17 protein-coding genes are annotated in these 17,906 nt (G+C 40.1%); 2 read left to right on the forward strand and 15 right to left on the reverse strand.

Going from position 1 to position 17,906, the window contains the following annotated elements; translation table 11 throughout:
- Positions 1–15 precede the first annotated feature (15 nt).
- From V6C17_RS15245 to argC, 11 genes are all read right to left on the reverse strand, one after another.
- Positions 16–1,611, reverse strand: a complete 1,596-nt coding sequence (locus V6C17_RS15245) for an NAD(P)/FAD-dependent oxidoreductase (RefSeq protein WP_333523443.1) — start codon at positions 1,609–1,611, stop codon at positions 16–18.
- A gap of 24 nt (positions 1,612–1,635) precedes the next feature.
- Positions 1,636–2,556, reverse strand: a complete 921-nt coding sequence (locus V6C17_RS15250; RefSeq protein ID WP_333523444.1) for a CdaR family protein — start codon at positions 2,554–2,556, stop codon at positions 1,636–1,638.
- A complete protein-coding gene (gene cdaA, locus V6C17_RS15255; RefSeq protein ID WP_333523445.1) occupies positions 2,556–3,374 on the reverse strand; it encodes a diadenylate cyclase CdaA in 819 nt (272 codons plus the stop codon). Before cdaA ends, V6C17_RS15250 begins: the two co-directional genes overlap by 1 nt.
- 221 nt (positions 3,375–3,595) lie before the next feature.
- Positions 3,596–4,669 carry a branched-chain amino acid aminotransferase gene (locus V6C17_RS15260; RefSeq protein ID WP_333523446.1) on the reverse strand — a complete coding sequence of 358 codons (1,074 nt, stop codon included), beginning with the start codon at positions 4,667–4,669 and terminating at the stop codon, positions 3,596–3,598.
- 100 nt (positions 4,670–4,769) lie between these two features.
- A complete protein-coding gene (argH, locus tag V6C17_RS15265; protein ID WP_333523447.1) occupies positions 4,770–6,185 on the reverse strand; it encodes an argininosuccinate lyase in 1,416 nt (471 codons plus the stop codon).
- A complete protein-coding gene (locus tag V6C17_RS15270; RefSeq protein ID WP_333523448.1) occupies positions 6,178–7,398 on the reverse strand; it encodes an argininosuccinate synthase in 1,221 nt (406 codons plus the stop codon). The genes argH and V6C17_RS15270 overlap by 8 nt, the downstream gene beginning before the upstream one ends.
- Before the next feature lie 66 nt (positions 7,399–7,464).
- Positions 7,465–8,397, reverse strand: coding sequence for an ornithine carbamoyltransferase (gene argF / locus V6C17_RS15275; RefSeq protein WP_333523449.1), 933 nt, complete (start codon positions 8,395–8,397; stop codon positions 7,465–7,467).
- A gap of 88 nt (positions 8,398–8,485) precedes the next feature.
- Positions 8,486–9,676: an acetylornithine transaminase gene (locus V6C17_RS15280; protein ID WP_333523450.1), complete on the reverse strand. Its 1,191-nt coding sequence runs from the start codon at positions 9,674–9,676 to the stop codon at positions 8,486–8,488.
- A gap of 13 nt (positions 9,677–9,689) precedes the next feature.
- Positions 9,690–10,577, reverse strand: coding sequence for an acetylglutamate kinase (gene argB, locus V6C17_RS15285; RefSeq protein ID WP_442891514.1), 888 nt, complete (start codon positions 10,575–10,577; stop codon positions 9,690–9,692).
- Positions 10,578–10,691: 114 nt separating this feature from the next.
- A complete protein-coding gene (gene argJ, locus V6C17_RS15290) occupies positions 10,692–11,897 on the reverse strand; it encodes a bifunctional glutamate N-acetyltransferase/amino-acid acetyltransferase ArgJ (RefSeq protein WP_333523451.1) in 1,206 nt (401 codons plus the stop codon).
- A gap of 48 nt (positions 11,898–11,945) precedes the next feature.
- Positions 11,946–12,980, reverse strand: coding sequence for an N-acetyl-gamma-glutamyl-phosphate reductase (argC, locus tag V6C17_RS15295; RefSeq protein ID WP_333523452.1), 1,035 nt, complete (start codon positions 12,978–12,980; stop codon positions 11,946–11,948).
- Between the two features lie 105 nt (positions 12,981–13,085).
- Here argC and V6C17_RS15300 point away from each other — a divergent pair, with 105 nt between their 5' ends.
- Positions 13,086–13,691 (forward strand): DedA family protein, encoded by a 606-nt coding sequence (locus V6C17_RS15300; RefSeq protein WP_333523453.1) that lies wholly within the window; start codon positions 13,086–13,088, stop codon positions 13,689–13,691.
- 25 nt (positions 13,692–13,716) lie between these two features.
- On the opposite strand, the gene amrS is transcribed toward V6C17_RS15300, so the two are convergent.
- From amrS to V6C17_RS15320, 4 genes are all read right to left on the reverse strand, one after another.
- Positions 13,717–14,706: an AmmeMemoRadiSam system radical SAM enzyme gene (gene amrS / locus V6C17_RS15305; RefSeq protein WP_333523454.1), complete on the reverse strand. Its 990-nt coding sequence runs from the start codon at positions 14,704–14,706 to the stop codon at positions 13,717–13,719.
- 27 nt (positions 14,707–14,733) lie between these two features.
- The gene (gene amrA, locus V6C17_RS15310; protein ID WP_333523455.1) at positions 14,734–15,249 is read right to left on the reverse strand and encodes an AmmeMemoRadiSam system protein A; all 516 of its coding nucleotides are present in this window, start codon (positions 15,247–15,249) and stop codon (positions 14,734–14,736) included.
- The gene (gene amrB, locus V6C17_RS15315; RefSeq protein ID WP_333523456.1) at positions 15,239–16,096 is read right to left on the reverse strand and encodes an AmmeMemoRadiSam system protein B; all 858 of its coding nucleotides are present in this window, start codon (positions 16,094–16,096) and stop codon (positions 15,239–15,241) included. Before amrB ends, amrA begins: the two co-directional genes overlap by 11 nt.
- A 164-nt stretch (positions 16,097–16,260) precedes the next feature.
- A complete protein-coding gene (locus V6C17_RS15320) occupies positions 16,261–16,977 on the reverse strand; it encodes an N-acetylmuramoyl-L-alanine amidase (protein ID WP_333523457.1) in 717 nt (238 codons plus the stop codon).
- 134 nt (positions 16,978–17,111) lie between these two features.
- Between V6C17_RS15320 and V6C17_RS15325 the strand changes: the two genes are divergently transcribed.
- Complete coding sequence (locus tag V6C17_RS15325) at positions 17,112–17,876, forward strand: transglycosylase domain-containing protein (protein WP_333523458.1); 765 nt, start codon at positions 17,112–17,114, stop codon at positions 17,874–17,876.
- The last annotated feature ends 30 nt before the right edge of the window (positions 17,877–17,906 follow it).

A 17,906-nucleotide genomic window follows, 5' to 3' on the forward strand; every position in this document is an offset into this window, starting at 1 on the left:
ATTACGTTATGTTTTTTAATATCTATATTTTCCAATTAAAGCCAGAGCTGCATTAAGACCATCCAAAGCGGCGCTCATAATTCCGCCCGCATAACCTGCACCTTCACCTATCGGATAAAGGCCCTCAGTGTTTTCAGAAACAAAATCACTATTTCTGATAATTCTTACGGGTGCAGAGGTTCTTGTTTCCACACCAGTCATTACGGCATCATTATGATCAAAGCCTCGTATTTTACGGCCAAAGTCGGGAAGAGCTTCGGCTAATGTATCAGTAACAAATCTTGGCAGACACTGGCGAAGATCTACTGCCGCGATACCAGGATTGTAGCTAGGATTTACTAAAAATGACTCACTTCCAGATTTGCCGGCTAAAAAATCCCCTACTGTTTGTACTGGCGCAAAATAATTTCTCCCAGCAGCCTGATAAGCAAGTGACTCGTACTTGCGTTGGAATTCAATACCGTCAAGTATACTATTGCCGTAGTCAGAAGGATTAACATTAACAACTAATGCGCTATTGGCTATACCTGAAGCTCTATTATAATAACTCATACCGTTTGTAACTACTTGACCTTGTTCGGAGGCAGCAGCAACTACAATCCCACCCGGACACATACAGAAGGAATAGGCTGTACGTCCAGTATCTTTGGTATGATATACTAGCGCATAGTCTGCCGCTGATAAATTCGGATGACCAGCAGTTATCCCATATTGAGCCCTATCAATAAGCTCTTGAGGATGCTCAATTCTTACTCCAATAGCAAAAGGCTTTGCTTGCATAGCAACCTGATTTTTATGAAGCATATAATAAGTATCGCGCGCACTATGCCCAATGCCGAACAGCGCTGTTGTACAAGGAATATATCTTCCATCCTCTAGCATTAGGCCTTTGAGTTTGCCCTCTTTGACATCTATATCAGTAACCATTGTTTCAAATTCAACCTGGCCGCCAAATTCTATGATACTTTTGCGGATGTATTTTACTACCTCTCGCAGTTTATCTGTTCCTATATGCGGTTTATGCAAATATTTAATTTCTGGCGGGGCACCAGCCTCGACTAATAGATCTAAAACATCACGCATTCTTGGGTCATTCACCCTTGTTGTAAGCTTACCATCAGAAAAAGTTCCTGCTCCACCTTCACCAAATTGAACGTTTGAAACTTCATCAAACTTTCCTGTCCGCCAAAAATTAGTTATATCCTGAGTTCTTCTATCAACATCTCTACCACGTTCTAGTACCAGTGGCTTATAGCCATAGTTTGCTAAAGTTAGGCCAGCGAGCATTCCTGCAGGCCCTAGCCCTACAACAACTGGTCTATGCTCAAGCGGTCTATTACCATAAGCAACAGGCTGACCTACTGCTTGAGATACCATTGTTACTTCTTTATCGCCACGCAGTCGTGCAAGAGCTTGGCCTTCAGGTGATGCAATCTTAACATCAAGAGTATATACAAAGTTTATGTTGTTCTTGCGTCTGGCATCAAGTGCTTTACGTACAAGGACCACCTCAAGCACAGCCTGAGGTGGCAAATTTAGACGTTTAGCAGCTAACTTAGCCATTGCCGTATTATCATCAATTGGCACACGGAAGTTAGTTATCCTTAACAATTAATTCTCTCCTAACGTGATTCTTTACTTCTTCTTTTCAACACTAATATGTGCAGTTATTGTTTTTTTAGCAGTTGTTATACCATCTTTTATTTCAAGTTTTACTTCTTTTGTAATGTCTTTATCTATACCTATCATACTAATTGGTTCTGTATATAAAAATTCCACTTGATCTATTAGCTTCTTTTCACCATATATTTCAACTTTTGCTGGTTCAATTGCAATGTTTTTTAAGACCACTCCAGCAGGCAGCTCGCCTGCAATCAGCGCACGTATATCAACAGTTTTCTTGTTAGGTCCTGGCACTAAAGATGTTGTAATACTTATATGAGTCGGACTAACTTTTATCCCTTCCACTTCTTTCCCGTCATTATTAAGCGGAACTAGCGGAATATTTGCGCTAAAATCACCTGTTTTCCCTGTAAGATCTACATGAGCAACCACTCTTGCGACCGTGTCAATCAGAGTACGAGGACCCTCTATAACAACTGTGTTAGCTTCTGGAAAAACCTTACTGATATTTGCTCCATCAGTTGTGGTTCCTGAAAACGTAACATCAATAGGAAACGAACGAGAAACATTTTTATCAAGCTGTAATGTTATTCTGTCCGGATTTATGTCGACTATGTCTAGTCCGTTCGGTATAGCAGTACGAACTTTCACTGTTTGCCGTCCCTCACTGACCCCTGATAAATCTATATATGCTTTAACATCCTGATTATTCAATACCGCTATTACACTGCGCGGCCCACGGATTTTCACTCGTACTGAATCTGCAGCGTCACGCACAGTATGACCAGCAACTACATTCCTAACTTCCAAAGGAACCTGCATGCTAATATCAATTGGCGGATTTTGTTCGTTCATTACGTAAACCCATAATATTATTGCAAAAATAAGAGCCAGTATCTTAGCAGTAAGATTTTTCTGCGGGAAGTTATCCATTATTGAGACTGCCTCCAATTTAGAAAGTCACTTAGTGGTGATGGTCTATTAGTAAATAACGGACGCAGAGTTTGAATCAATTCTTCTGTATCAAGGTATCTTACTAGCCGTCCGCTCTTCGCTACCGAAATAATCCCAGTTTCTTCACTTACTACTATTACAATTGCATCCGTTTGTTCGGTAACCCCAATCGCTGCTCTATGTCTTGTCCCAAGTTCTTTGTTTAGGCTATGATCGTCAGTGAGCGGCAGCAGACATCCCGCAGCTAAAACTCGATTTCCGCGAATAATTGCAGCACCATCATGTAAGGGAGTATTAGGGATAAACATATTAATGAGAAACTCTTGAGACACTAAACCGTCTACCTGAATTCCTGAGTCACTATAATCATTCAGTCCAGTACCTCTTTCAAGTACAATAAGCGCCCCAATTTTATTTTTAGCAAGTACAGCTGCAGCATTTGCAATTTCAGTTATAAGAGATTCCGTCTCTTCCTGATTTAACAAGGCGTTCTTACCAAATAGCTTTCCACGCCCCAAATGTTCCAGCGTTCGCCGTAATTCTGGCTGAAATACGACCGGAAGCGCTACCAGTACAACTGTCATTGTCTTTTGCATTAGCCAATAGATAACATTAAGACCAAGCCATCTGCTTACTAGGGTGATAATTAAAAGGACAATCAGCCCTTTAAGCAACGCCAATGCTCTTGTATCTTTTATCATAACGTAAAGCTTATAAAGCACAACCGCTACGATGAGAATATCTAAAATATCCAACAAGCTAATTGTTGAAATTAATCCTTGGATCTGTGCAAGCATAGAAAAACTCCTCAAATATTCTTCATTATGCTATTCTCCCCAATATCAGGAAATACCTTTATTGTTATGCGCAATTTTTTCTATTTAAATACCTTCTTCTCCAATTAAGAAGGAGTAATTACTCTAATTAGTTATTATCCTATATCTTTACTCCGACATGAAAATGAAAGTCGATCATTACAAAAAGACCTCCCGCATTTTAGCGAGAGGTCGATTACTTTTTAGGCTTTTGTTACCGTTTCAACCCAATTGAACTTATCTTCAACTTCACCATATTGTAAACCTGTTACATAATCGTAAAGCTTTTGGGCAAATTCCCCGGTTTTGTTATCGTTGATTATTAATTTTTCGCCTTTCCAGGATAATTCGCCGACAGGAGAGATTACTGCAGCTGTGCCAGTACCAAAAACTTCTTCAAGCTGCCCTTTAGCGTGAGCTTCAAATACTTCATCAATTGATATTCTACGTTCAGTCGCTTTAAATCCCCACTCTTTTGCTATTTCAAGCACAGTTTTTCTAGTTATTCCGCCTAAAATACTGCCTGTAAGAGCAGGGGTAATAATTTCACCATTTATTTTGAAGAAGATATTCATAGCGCCTACTTCTTCAATATATTTTCTTTCAATACCATCCAGCCAAAGAGTTTGTGCATAGCCAACTTTTTTAGCATCCACGGCTGCTCTGAGGCTCGCAGCATAATTACCGAGTGTCTTAGCTTCACCTAAGCCACCGGGAACTGCACGAACATACTTATCTTCAACTCTGATTTTAACAGGATTAAAACCAGCGGCGTAATAAGCACCAACAGGAGATAGTATTATAGCCATTTTATAGTTCTCAGCTACTCTAAGTCCAAGGTATGGATCAGTTGCAAAGATAAAGGGCCGTATATAAAGACTCGTCCCCTGCTTCGCCGGAACCCAGTTTTTTTCTATTTCAATAAGTTTTAAGAGCGCCTTATGTACTAAGTCTACGTCTACTCTTGGAATGCACAGCACATCAGCCGACCTGTTCAGACGGTTTAAATATTCTAGTGGTCTAAATAATACCACACGATCGTCAACTGTTCTAAAGGCTTTCATACCCTCGAAAATTCCTTGACCATAATGAAGTGTGGTGTTAGCCGGGCTTACACTAAACTCATGATACGGAACTATTCGCGGATTATGCCAACCATCCTGAGGGTTATAATCCATTTCAAACAGGTGATCTGTAAAATAATTGCCAAAACCGAGTGAGTTTTCATCAGGTAAGGTTCCTGGATTATCAGTCTTAATGATAGTTATATCTGACATATACAAAGCCCCTCCTTGCCCTTAAAAGTATTGTTTCCAAAACCTGCTCAAAAAATTTAAAAGCAGGTTTTGGAAACTATCACGAGCTAAATTAAATTTATTATATCTTGGCTTTTGTATACATGTCAAGCACGGCTTGCTGTTTAGCAATAGTTTTATGAGCAGTTTCCACTGCTTGTCCTACTTGAGTGTACGATGTTCCACCAAATGAATTGCGGTTAGCTACACAAGTTTCAACCTTAATTGCTTCTAAGATGTCCTCTTCAAATAGATCGGAGAACTGTTTAAACTCAGTTAAGGATAAATCCATGAGCCATTTATCTTGTTCAATACAGTAGCGCACACTTTTGCCTACAACTTCATGTGCCTGACGGAAAGGCAGACCTTTCTTTACTAGGTAATCGGCCATATCGGTGGCATTTGAGAAGTCATTGCGCACAACTGAAAGCATGCGATCTTTATTGACACGCATTGCCCGAATCATTGAGGCATAGACAGTAAGGCTAAATTTGACTGTGTCAATAGTGTCAAATAAACCTTCCTTATCCTCTTGCAAGTCTTTATTATAAGCCAGCGGTAAGCCCTTAGCTACTGTAAGCATAGCCATTAGGTGACCAAAAACACGCCCAGTCTTCCCTCTTACCAATTCTGCTACATCAGGGTTCTTCTTTTGCGGCATAATGCTTGAGCCAGTACAATGAGCATCATCAAGCTCAATAAACGAAAACTCTGAGGAGCACCATAAAATAATCTCTTCACTAATTCTGCTCAGATGCATCATTAGAATTGAGGCAAATGATAAGAACTCCAGAATATAATCACGATCGCTTACTGCATCTAAACTATTTTGATAAATTTGGCTAAATTTTAACTGGTCTGCAACAAAATGACGATCAATTGGGAAAGTAGTACCAGCTAATGCTCCAGCACCAAGCGGCAGAATGTCAGTACGCTCATAAACACCTTGAAGGCGTGAGAAGTCACGAGAGAGCATAAAGAAGTATGCCATCATGTGATGGGAATATAATATCGGCTGAGCCCGTTGCAAGTGTGTATATCCAGGCATTATAACATCCGAATTTTTTTCTGCTGTTTCCACAAAAGCTTTTTGCAAATCCAAAAGTAATTCTGCGATTGCAGCAAGTTCTTTTCGAACATAAAGGTGGGTATCAACAGCTACTTGGTCATTACGGCTGCGAGCTGTATGAAGCTTGCCGCCAACCGCACCGATGCGCTCAGTCAAACGCTTTTCAATATTCATATGGATATCTTCAAGGGCAATTTCAAAACTGAAGTTACCAGCTTCTATGTCTGCTAGGATTTCTTCTAAGCCCTTAATGATTAATTCTGCTTCATCTCCTGAGATGATACCGCACTTAGCAAGCATTCGTGCATGTGCGATACTGCCGGCAACATCTTCCCGATACATCCGGCTGTCAAAAGAAATGGAGGAGGTAAACTCCTCCACCATTACATCGGTATTTTTGGCAAACCTGCCGCCCCAAAGCTTACTCATTAGTTTTCTTCGCCTCTTTCTGCATTAGAGCTCTAACCTTAAGCGGAAGACCGAACAGGTTGATGAAGCCTTCTGCATCAGCCTGATTATAAACTTCATCACGGCCGAAAGTAACAAAACCTTCATGATACAGCGAGTATGGTGATTTTGAGCCTGCGCTCATGATATTACCTTTATATAGTTTTAAACGTACAGACCCTGTTACATTTTGCTGTGTGGAATCAACAAAAGCATCTAAAGCTTCACGAAGCGGTGAGAACCACATTCCGTCATACACTAACTCAGCATAACGAACGGCAACTTGTTCTTTATAATGCATAGTTGCGCGGTCAAGCGTTAGATATTCTAACTCGCGGTGTGCATAATATAGAATTGATCCACCTGGGTTCTCGTATACACCGCGTGATTTCATGCCAACTAGGCGGTTTTCAACAATATCGGTAATTCCAATACCATTTTGTGCGCCTAATTCATTTAACCTAGTTAATAGAGCGACTGAATCCATACGCTCTCCGTCAACCGCTACTGGAATTCCTTTTTCAAATTCAACTTCAACATATGTAGCTTTATCTGGAGCCTTTTCCGGAGTGGTTGTAACCATATAAACGTCTTCTAGCGGTTCATTAGATGGAAACTCAAGATCTGCCCCTTCATGGCTTAAATGCCAGATATTGCGGTCCATACTATAAGGACGTTTTTTAGTTACAGGAACAGGTATGCCATGCTTTTCAGCGTAATCAATAGCATCTTCACGGGAGCGGATATCCCATAAGCGCCATGGAGCAATAATTTTAAGGTGTGGTGCTAAGGCTTTAACAGTAAGTTCAAAACGCACTTGGTCGTTTCCTTTACCAGTTGCACCGTGGGCAATAGCATCTGCACCTTCTTTTTCGGCAATTTCAACAAGTGCTTTAGCTATAATCGGACGAGCAAAGGAAGTACCTAAAAGATATTTTCCTTCATATACAGCGCCAGCTTTTAAAGTTGGCCATACATATTCTTCAAGAAATGGTTTAGTAAGATCTTCAATGTAGATTTTACTTGCACCAGATTTAAGTGCTTTTTCTCTAACTGGTTCTAATTCATCACCTTGACCTACATCGGCACACATCGCAATTACTTCACAATTATAGGTTTCTTTAAGCCAAGGAATAATTACTGAAGTATCAAGTCCTCCAGAGTAAGCAAGTACTACCTTTTTTATGTCGCTCATATCTCCAACAACTCCTTCGTAAAGTTCGGCTGATTCAGAAATCTGAATAGCTTAAATTTAACTAAATTAATTACCCATAAGTAAAGCCATGATAGCTTTTTGTACATGTAAGCGGTTTTCAGCTTCATCGAAAACTACTGATTGTGAGCACTCAATTACCTCATCGGTAATCTCTTCGCCACGATGAGCTGGCAAGCAGTGAAGTACAATAGCATCAGGTTTAGCTGCACTTAAAAGTTCTTTGTTAACTTGGAAACCATGGAAAACCTTCATTCGTTCTGCTAGTTCTTTTTCCTGCCCCATACTAGCCCAAACATCAGTATAAATAACGTCAGCATTTTTAACTGCCTCTGTCGGGTCATTACTAATAGTTATTTTACTGCCGGAAAGAGCAGCATCTTCTTGGGCCTCGGCAAGAGCTTGAGTATTAGGCGAGTATCCAACTGGTGTCGCTACTGCTATATCCATGCCGACTTTAGCACAAGCATGTAAAAGCGCATTCACCATATTGTTGCCATCACCAACATAGGCCATCTTAAGACCTTTCAGTTCACCTTTATGTTCCATAACAGTGAAGATATCTGTAAGGGCCTGACAGGGGTGTAGTAAGTCAGTTAAACCGTTAATTACAGGTATATCTGAATACTGCGCCAGTTCGATAACTTCATCATGAGAAAAGGTTCTGATCATGATCCCGTCAACATAGCGAGACAAAACCCTGGCTGTATCTTTAACAGGTTCTCCGCGTCCTATTTGCAAATCATTTGCTGATAAAAATAGTGCCATTCCACCAAGCTGGTACATACCAACTTCAAACGATACTCTCGTTCTAGTAGAAGACTTTTGAAATATCATTCCAAGTGTTTTGCCTTTTAAAAGATGATGCTCCTCACCATTCTTTTGCTTGGCTTTAAGCTCTTTTGATAAGTTTAGAATCTGATAAACTTCATCTACCGACAGGTCATGAATAGATAGTAAATCTTTCCCCTTCATGCTCATGACTTAAAACCCCCATAAAATTAATTATATCATGCAAAAAGTATTTTATTAATAAAATTTGCCATAAATGAAACTTTTAATAAAAAATCTATGCTATTGCCATTACTTTATCTAAAATTGTTATTACTTCGTCTACATGAGCCTTAGTTATATTTAATGGCGGAACAAATCTTAGGACATCGCCTGCTGTACAGTTTATGATAGCCCCTTGCTCCATGCATGCATTTACTATGTCTCGGCCTGGTTTAGTAAGTTTCACTCCAAGCATAAGTCCTTTACCACGTACTTGACTGATGATCTGCGGATACTTATTCTGCAGTTTAGTCAGCTCATCAAGCATATACTTTGCAACAGTTTCAACATTTTGAAGCAGATTCTGCTCAGCGATAACACCTAACACTGCATTAGCAGCGGCACACGCTAGCGGGTTGCCCCCGAACGTTGAGCCGTGGTCCCCAGGCGCAAAAGCTTGAGCCACTTTATTGCTGGCGATAAATGCGCCAATTGGTACACCGCCGCCCAATCCTTTAGCTAACGTAACTATATCAGGTTTAGTGTTTGAATGCTGATAAGCAAACATCTTTCCTGTTCTGCCTATTCCAGTCTGAATCTCATCAAATATTAGCAGTGCACCATATTTGTCGCACAACGCACGCACTTGATCAATATAATTATCATCTGGAGTATTGACGCCGCCCTCGCCTTGAATTGGCTCAAGAATGACAGCACAGGTTTTTTCCGAAACTTGTTCAGTAAGAGCATTAATATCATTGTAGGGTACATATTTAAATCCACCTGGAAGTGGTTCATAGCCTTGCTGATATTTCGGCTGAGCTGTAGCAGTAAGTGTAGCCATTGTTCGTCCGTGAAAACCGTGTTCGGCTGTAATTATTTCATATTTATCCGCGCTGACTGTTTTACCATACTTCCTGGCAAGCTTTATTGCCCCTTCATTGGCTTCTGCACCGCTGTTGGCTAAAAAAACTTTATCTAGGCCACTAAGTTCGGCCAATGATTTAGCAAGCTTTGCCTGTTCTTCAGTATAATATAGGTTTGAACAGTGAATAAGTTTTCCAGCCTGCTGAGCTACTGCCGCAGTTAGAGCTGGATGAGCATGCCCTAGTACGTTAACAGCAATTCCTGCTAAAAAGTCAATGTATTTCTTACCGTCTATATCATAAACATACGGACCTTCGCCATGTGACAGTACTATTTGATATCTGGCGAATACCGGCATATAGTATTCTTTATCTGTTTGAAAAATTTGTTCTTTATTCATGCACGAACCCCTCCTATTTGACTACCTCGGTACCAATACCTTCGGCTGTAAATACTTCTAGGATTAATGAGTGAGACTGGCGGCCATCGATAATATGCGTTTTATTCGTCCCGCCCTTTAAAGCTCTTACACAAGCATCAACCTTTGGAATCATACCGCCATCGATTGTTCCTTCAAGTATCATCTCGTGAGCCTCAGAAAGTGTTAACGTGGAAATAAAAGTGCTCTTATCATGATAATCGCGATAAATTCCTTCTACATCTGTAAGTAATAACAGCTTCTCTGCCCCAAGTGCGCCAGCTATTTCACCAGCGACATAATCAGCATTGATATTGTAACTCTCGTTATTATCACCTACACCAATTGGCGCAATAACTGGAATATAGTCCTTCTCTAAAAGTGTCTTAAGAATATCGGTGTTAATTTGTTTGACATCACCAACATAACCAATATCAACTTTACGAACTTCACCATTTTCATAGACTTCTGCGAAATGCTTCTCAGCTTTAATCAGATTCGCATCTTTGCCGCTTAAGCCCACCGCTTTAACACCGCCGCTATTTAAAAGACTTACTATTTCGCTGTTTATCTTACCAACTAAAACCATCTCAGCAACTGCTACTGTCTCAGCGTCAGTAACTCTGAGCCCGCTTACAAATTCGGACTGCTTACCGATTTGCTTTAGAAAACTGGTTATCTCGGGTCCGCCGCCATGTACTACAACAGGACGCATACCCACATATTTCATTAGTATTATATCTTTTATAACTTTACTTTTTAATTCATCATTTATCATGGCATTACCACCATACTTTATTACAACGGTTTTGCCATAGAAACTTTGCATGTATGGCAATGCTTCGATCAGCACTGCGGCTTTTTGCTCCGGCATAAAACTCATTTATATCACCTCAAATAATAGGTTTATGTAAATTATTTCTTCAACGGCGCAGACACAGGGAGTGACCCTGTGTCTGGTTTCCAATATTTTGATAAACACTCTGGTTTAATTTAATCAGGTATGATACTCGCCATTTATCTTTACGTATTCATAAGAGAAATCACAACTCCAAACAGTTGCTTCCGCTGATCCAAGACCTAGATCAACTGTCACTGTTATATCATGTTCAGCCATTATAGCCCGCAGCGCTTGCTCATCATAGCTTGTTCCCATACCTTGTTTTACTATTGTTATATTTCCGATTGCCATAGTTGTTTTCTCTGGTACTACCTGTGCCCCTGAATAACCTACTGCACAGATTATACGACCCCAGTTAGGGTCCTGACCAAAGAACGCTGTTTTAACCAGCGGGGACTTTGCTATCGTCATAGCTGCTTGCTTTGCATCTGCGAAACTTACTGCCCCACTTACTTTGATTTCAAGGAACTTTGAAGCACCTTCTCCATCACGTGCAACTAACTTTGCAAGTTCAGTACAAACTTGGTTAAGTGCTTGCACAAATAAGTCATAATCTTCCCCAGTACTCTCAATTACCGGATTACCTGCTGCCCCATTAGCAAGCACAGTTACCATGTCATTTGTACTGGTATCTCCATCAACTGATATCATATTGAAGGAAACATTAACAACATCAGTAAGAGCCTTTTTCAAGAGTGACGCTGAAATTGCCGCATCTGTTGTAACAAAACCGAGCATTGTAGCCATATTGGGATGAATCATTCCTGAACCTTTAGCAATTCCGGCGATTTTTACAGGTACTCCGCCAAGATTGAACTGATACGCACAAGTTTTAGGGAAGGTATCAGTTGTTAAGATTGCTTGACTTGCCTTAGTACCGCCTTCTTCAGATAGCTCAGCCACTGCTTTCTTAATGCCTGCTTCAAGTTTAGCCATTGGCAAATTAACACCAATTATACCTGTAGAAGCAACAAATACTTCATCATTTTTTAAACCAAGAAGCTCTGCTGTGAGCGTTGCCATCTTCTCGGCATCATTTATTCCTTGTTCGCCAGTACAAGCATTAGCACAACCAGCGTTAACTACTATTGCCGACGCTTGCCCTTTAGCATCCACTTTTCGGGATACAATTACTGGGGCGGCAGCCATGGCGTTTGTTGTAAATACTCCAGCCGCAGTTGCTGGTACCGTACTATATATAATCGCTACATCTTCTTTACCGCTCTTTTTAATACCAGCTTTTACACCGGCAGCTTTAAAACCTTTAGGTGAAGTAATTGTACCATTTATTTTCTCTAACATAGTTACCTCCAACATTATTCTAAGATTCAAATTCATAATATATAAACTTTACGGATAAAGCGGTGCCTGCATAAGTCCTAAACGCTCATCCATTCCAAACATTACATTAAAATTCTGTATTGCTTGACCCGCTGCACCTTTAACCAAATTGTCAATGGCAGACACTACGATGACTCTTCCGGTACGCTCATCAATATGCCAGCCTAGATCGCAGAAGTTCGAGCCGCGCGTATTCTTTGTCGCTGGATAACCGCCGCGTCCTAACAGCCTAACAAAGTATTCATCCTCATAAAGAGAATTATAGGCGTCATCAATGTCTTGTGAGCTAACGCCTGGCTTTAAGGCAGCATAACAAGTGCTTAATATGCCTCGAGCCATTGGCACTAAATGCGGGGTAAAGCTAATTATTACCGGCCCCTCAGCAAATTCAGTAAGTGCCTGTTCTATCTCCGGCGTATGACGATGGCCTGCAATGTTATACGCTTTGAAGTTTTCAAACATCTCGGTGAAGTGACTATTTAAACTAAGACTGCGTCCGGCACCTGATACACCTGATTTTGCATCAACAATAATACTTTTAAAATCAATAAGATTATTTTTAGCAAGAGGTGCTAGTGCCAATATAGTAGCGGTAGTATAGCAACCAGGGTTACCTATGATTTGAGCAGCTTTTACTTGTTCACGATAAAGCTCAGTTAAGCCGTAAACAGCTTCAGCCTCAGGATGAGTATGCTCAACTTTATACCACTTTTCATAAACGCTAATATCGCGGAAACGATAATCAGCACCTAAATCGATAACTTTTGTACCATACTGAGACAGTACTTTGCCAGCCGCCATAGCATGACCATGAGGCAGGCCTATAAATACAGCATCGCTAGCCTTAGCTATTTTTTCAAGCTCTTTCATGCTGTCTAGTTTTTTTTCATAGAATCCATTAAAATGTGTATATACGCTTTCAATGGAAGTTCCTGTTTGACTTTCGGATGTTATATGTATAATTTCCGCTTGCGGATGATTAGCTAGTATGCGCAGCAACTCTTCTCCGGTGTATCCAGTTGCTCCTATAATGCTGACTTTCATATGTAGTACCTCCTTAGGCCACTGCTTTTACAATCTACTCATAATTATACAATATCTATGTATAATATTGCAACCATTTTGTATACAATTTTCATGAGGTTAATAATGGACTTTTTAAATTATCTTGGATTCCTTGAACAACCCGGATATATTGCTGTTTTTTTCGGTATGCTTCTAGAAGGAGCCTGCTTGCCCGTCCCGGCTGAATTAGTATTAGGTTATGCCGGCTTATTAGTCTCACAAGGTAAATTATCTTTATGCAGTACAATTACTGCCGCTTGGCTTGGCACTATTACTGGCTCGGTTAGTGCTTATTGGGCGGCTAGGACACTTGGACGTAAATTACTTTGCAAGTACAGCGGTTTTTTTTGCTTAACTGACGAGAGAATTGACATGGCTTCACGTTTTTTTTGTAAATACGGTGCCATTATAATAATTCCCTGGCGTCAATTGCCGGTTGTTCGCAATAAAATTAGTATTGCCGCCGGTGTGATAAAGCTGCCCTTTTGGCACTTTCTTGCCTATACCTCAATTGCAGCAATGCTCTTATGCCTACTAGGCGTATACTTAGGATACTCTTTAGGCTCTAACTGGCACATACTAATTGAAATGGCAGCAAGTTTTAGTAAATTTATTATAATTACTGTAACCATCTGCGTTTCTATTGGATGTATAGCACTATTAAAACATTATCGGAAAACTAGAGTTTAGACTAAATTACAAAAGAAGAGGTCAGCTAAAAATCGACCTCTCCGATGATCTTTATACAGCTCCCACAGTGGGGGCATTTTTTTTCGTCTTTAAGATAACTTACTCTTTTTAATCGATCAATTATCAGTTCGCTACACACAGGGCAGCATGTATTAATTCCGTTTGTACCAACATTGCCTAGGTATACATAATTTAGGTATTCTTTCGCGATTTCATATGCTCTCTGCATTGTAGTTATTGGTGTGGCCGGTTTGTCCATCTTATAGTTAGGGAAATACCGTGAGAAATGCAGTGGAATATCTGGACTAATTGAGCCTAACCACTCTGCTAAGTCGTTTAACTCCTGCTCAGCATCATTTAAATCTGGTACTACTAAAGTTGTGATTTCAACATGACAACGGCTGGCAGACAGCTCAACAGTGCGCTTTACATCATCTAGAAACCCGGAACAAATCTTGTAATAGAATTCATTGTTAAAGGCTTTTACATCAATGTTCAAAGCATCAATGTGTGGTAAAAGCTCTTCGAGTGGTTTCTGATTTATAAAACCATTGGTAACTAAAACATTTTTTAATCCTGCCGCCTTACTGGCAATAGCGGTATCAAGAATATATTCATACCATACACTCGGTTCTGAATAAGTGAAAGCAATACCAACATTTCGCAGTCCTTGTTCTTTTGCAATATGTACAAGTCGATCTGGTGGAAGTTCCACAACCTGCGGACTTTCCTGAGCTATTTGCCAATTCTGGCAGAATTGGCATGAGAAGTTACAACCCCAGGTACCAACAGATAAAATATATTTTCCAGGGTAAAAGTGAAACAATGGTTTTTTTTCTATAGGATCTAGAGCTGATGAAGAACAGGCAGCATAATTCTGTGCATACAGTTTACCACTTATATTTTTACGGACACGGCAAAAGCCCGTTTTCCCTTCAGAAACAATGCAGTTTTTAGGACAAAGATTACATATAACTCCAGAATGATGAGGCTGATAATGGAGCGCTTCGCGCATTGTATTCACATCCTGATCTTCGTGATACTAAGTATACCTAGTGACCGTAAATCGGAATAGTTCAATTTCTTCTCCTGGTCGAATTCCAGCTTTCTGCATAGCAATTTCTACTTGTTCGTTTGCTGTATCTACACCTTCGAGCATCGGCAGCAGTAAGCCGCTTCTACGACCGCAGCGAACTATTACACCATACTTTTGCGGGTCAAGCTCGGAAATACTATTTATATGTTCAGGACTTTCCAATAAATCTACCGAAATGTTAAGTTTCGGTATTTCCTCAACCTCGATCGGCCAAAATCGAGGATCTTGTGTACCAGCCGCTACTGCATTATTAATTATTTCTTCCGCAACACTTGGCTGAGTTGGCTGAAAAGTACCAATACAGCCTCTTAATTCCCCGTTACTCTTAAAAGAAACAAACACTCCTGCTTGACGTTTAAGTTCCTCTGATAAATTATCAGGTGTTGGCATTAGTTTATTTTTTTCGAGATAATATGTAAGGCTTTTACGAGCCAGCTCGACAGGAGTACTTTCATTTTTCATTTCCTTCGCCCCCTTTAAGCTTATCTTTTACTAAAAACAACCCAACAGCATATCCAACACCAAAAGGACCTTCATATGATAAAACTTCAGATACAGCTTCAATGCCGCCAAGAGTTCCCATTAAGAAAAATATTGGCCGAAGACCACACTCGCCAGCTTCTTCAATAAGCTCTCGATCTATATTTAATAATGTTTTTACATTAAGATTTTTTAATGCATCAATTACAATTTCATCAAATTCTTTACCGCGCGGGCTGTACCCAGCTGGAGCATCAGGAGTCAATCGATGAGATAAATCACCTGAAGCAATAACTACAACTCGCTTGTCCACTATATTTACAGCGGCTTGAACGGCCTTACCAAAAGTATACATTTCTTCATAAGGCAGCATTCCCATAGAAAGGTGTACAATCTGCCCCTTAAAGCCTGCTTTATTGAGATAATAAAGAGGGACGATGGCTCCATGGTCTAATGCAAGCGACATCCTGTAGTTTTTAGCAGCATCATCTGTAAGTTCAATTAAATTTACGCCAAGGCGCTGCGATTGCTTTAAAATGTGACGAACAAGCTGTCCGTCCGTTTCAAAGCCTAAAGATACTTCTGGAACGCCGAAAGCGCTTAAATTACCTCTAAGTCTAGGATGAACGCTAATACACGCCGCGTCTTCAAAGACTGGACCATGTGGCGTTATAATAATTATTGTCTGCGGATTAAATTCTTTAATAGTTTTGGCTACCTTTTCGGTAGCATCAACAGTTGCTTGTATTTTGCTTAATTCACTTTTGCCAACTTCCGGTATCATTATCGGAGGATGAGGCATTAGGGCACAACCTATAAGTTTACTCACAATGTCACTCCTTTGATGATCTAGGCTGATGCTTAGCCATGATTAGCTTATAATCGATAGATTCAGCTTAACTTAAGTTTTTAGTATAAACATGCTAACACAATTCAGATATATAAATAGGGATTTGTGTCTCTCGTTCTTTCTGACCATGTTGAAATCTAAGGTTATCGTCCCTCATTATTGCTGAAATGATACGCTAACGCCTTTGCAATCTGTTCTGCCAGTTTCTGCTGGTAATTTTCATCTGCAAGAAACTTAGCTTCGCGCTGGTTTGATAAGTAACCTGTTTCAACTAACACACCAGGAATATTTATAGAATTTAGCAAAAAAATTTGTGTATCCTGCTTGGCTTGTCGCTTGTTACCAGGTGAATATTCCTTTAAAGCAAGTTGCACTACTTCTGCTAGCTTTTTATTTTGCTCATTCTTATTATTGTAAAACACCTGCGAGCCAAACCATCTTTCACCTTTTATTGCGTTGCAGTGAATACTAATAAAAACCTCAGCACCTGAACTCTCAATCAATTGTACTCGCTTTGTTAGGTCGTTTCTTTTACCGCCTTTGCCTTTGGTGTAATAGTCCATATCACTATCACGCGTATATGTAACCGTCGCCCCATTATTCTGCAGTATTGTCCCAAGCTTAGCCGAAATTGATAAAGTGACATCTTTTTCTGATAGTCCATTGTAAGCAGCACCACCGTCTATTCCGCCGTGTCCAGGATCAATAATTACAGCACGCCCAGTGAGATGTCCAAGATCAATATTATCGATGTCATTAGATACCAGGTAACGTAATGTCAGCATATTAAGAACAACAATCGCAATACTTAATATTACCATTCTATGAAGAAATTTTCTACGCATCGATAGTATCCGCATATTTTTCCCTCCTGACACTGCTTTCTATAATTTATGCCTACTCTTACTACTGTATGTCGAATTAAATAGACTATAGTCAAAGCTGCATACCTAGAGTAGAATAATAGTAGCTGGTTCATCTCAAGGAGGTCGCAATGCGAAAAAGTCGATTTTTGCTTTTATTACTAGTATTATTTATTGCATGTTTCTGGTGGGCTGGTGGCAGCATTTTTGTCGAAAAATATGTGCCTGCATCTACAAAACCTCAGAACGTGACATCTACTCTATCTAGCCTATGGGATAGAACTTATCGGATTATCGCACTCAAAAGCGCTGTAAATGCAAAATTAAACAAAAAAAGTTATATATCTATTAAGGATATTCCTTTAACAACGCAGCAAGCGATTATTGCCGTAGAGGATAACAGATTTTACCGTCACTTTGGGTTCGACGTTGAGGGTATTCTCCGCGCTACTCTTGTAAATATACAGACTGGTGAAATACAGGAAGGCGGAAGCACTATAACCCAACAGCTTGTTAAAAACTTATTCTTAACGCAAGAACGGTCTATCAGCCGAAAAATAGAAGAATTCGTGCTTTCAATTGATATGGAATTACGCTATTCGAAGGAGGACATCCTCGAAATGTACCTCAACACTATTTATTTCGGGTCAGGAATGTATGGAATTGATGAAGCTGCTAAAGGCTATTTTGGTAAAGCCCCCAGTAAACTTACACTCTCCGAATCCGCAATGTTAGCAGGGTTACCAAACGCACCGTCGTTAACTTCCCCATATGTAGATTACATGGCTGCAAAACAGCGGCAGACAATTGTACTAAACGCTATGGTTCGAGGCGGTTATATTGGGCCAGCAATGGCTGAAGAAGCAAAAACAGAACCTTTAAAATTAGCTAGATAACTAATAAAAATGACCTTCTATTGCGCACGT

This window comes from Dendrosporobacter sp. 1207_IL3150 (assembly GCF_036763085.1).
GTDB lineage: Bacteria > Bacillota > Negativicutes > DSM-1736 > Dendrosporobacteraceae > JBAIYU01.

What these genes read in the sequence shown, in the direction of transcription:
- V6C17_RS15250 (WP_333523444.1), bottom strand. Translation starts at nt 2,556, where the DNA reads ATGGATAACTTCCCGCAGAAAAATCTTACTGCTAAGATACTGGCTCTT.
- cdaA (WP_333523445.1), bottom strand. Translation starts at nt 3,374, where the DNA reads ATGCTTGCACAGATCCAAGGATTAATTTCAACAATTAGCTTGTTGGAT.
- V6C17_RS15260 (WP_333523446.1), bottom strand. Translation starts at nt 4,669, where the DNA reads ATGTCAGATATAACTATCATTAAGACTGATAATCCAGGAACCTTACCT.
- argH (WP_333523447.1), bottom strand. Translation starts at nt 6,185, where the DNA reads ATGAGTAAGCTTTGGGGCGGCAGGTTTGCCAAAAATACCGATGTAATG.
- V6C17_RS15270 (WP_333523448.1), bottom strand. Translation starts at nt 7,398, where the DNA reads ATGAGCGACATAAAAAAGGTAGTACTTGCTTACTCTGGAGGACTTGAT.
- argF (WP_333523449.1), bottom strand. Translation starts at nt 8,397, where the DNA reads ATGAGCATGAAGGGGAAAGATTTACTATCTATTCATGACCTGTCGGTA.
- V6C17_RS15280 (WP_333523450.1), bottom strand. Translation starts at nt 9,676, where the DNA reads ATGAATAAAGAACAAATTTTTCAAACAGATAAAGAATACTATATGCCG.
- argB (WP_442891514.1), bottom strand. Translation starts at nt 10,577, where the DNA reads ATGAGTTTTATGCCGGAGCAAAAAGCCGCAGTGCTGATCGAAGCATTG.
- argJ (WP_333523451.1), bottom strand. Translation starts at nt 11,897, where the DNA reads ATGTTAGAGAAAATAAATGGTACAATTACTTCACCTAAAGGTTTTAAA.
- argC (WP_333523452.1), bottom strand. Translation starts at nt 12,980, where the DNA reads ATGAAAGTCAGCATTATAGGAGCAACTGGATACACCGGAGAAGAGTTG.
- V6C17_RS15300 (WP_333523453.1), top strand. Translation starts at nt 13,086, where the DNA reads ATGGACTTTTTAAATTATCTTGGATTCCTTGAACAACCCGGATATATT.
- amrS (WP_333523454.1), bottom strand. Translation starts at nt 14,706, where the DNA reads ATGCGCGAAGCGCTCCATTATCAGCCTCATCATTCTGGAGTTATATGT.
- amrA (WP_333523455.1), bottom strand. Translation starts at nt 15,249, where the DNA reads ATGAAAAATGAAAGTACTCCTGTCGAGCTGGCTCGTAAAAGCCTTACA.
- V6C17_RS15320 (WP_333523457.1), bottom strand. Translation starts at nt 16,977, where the DNA reads ATGCGGATACTATCGATGCGTAGAAAATTTCTTCATAGAATGGTAATA.
- V6C17_RS15325 (WP_333523458.1), top strand. Translation starts at nt 17,112, where the DNA reads ATGCGAAAAAGTCGATTTTTGCTTTTATTACTAGTATTATTTATTGCA.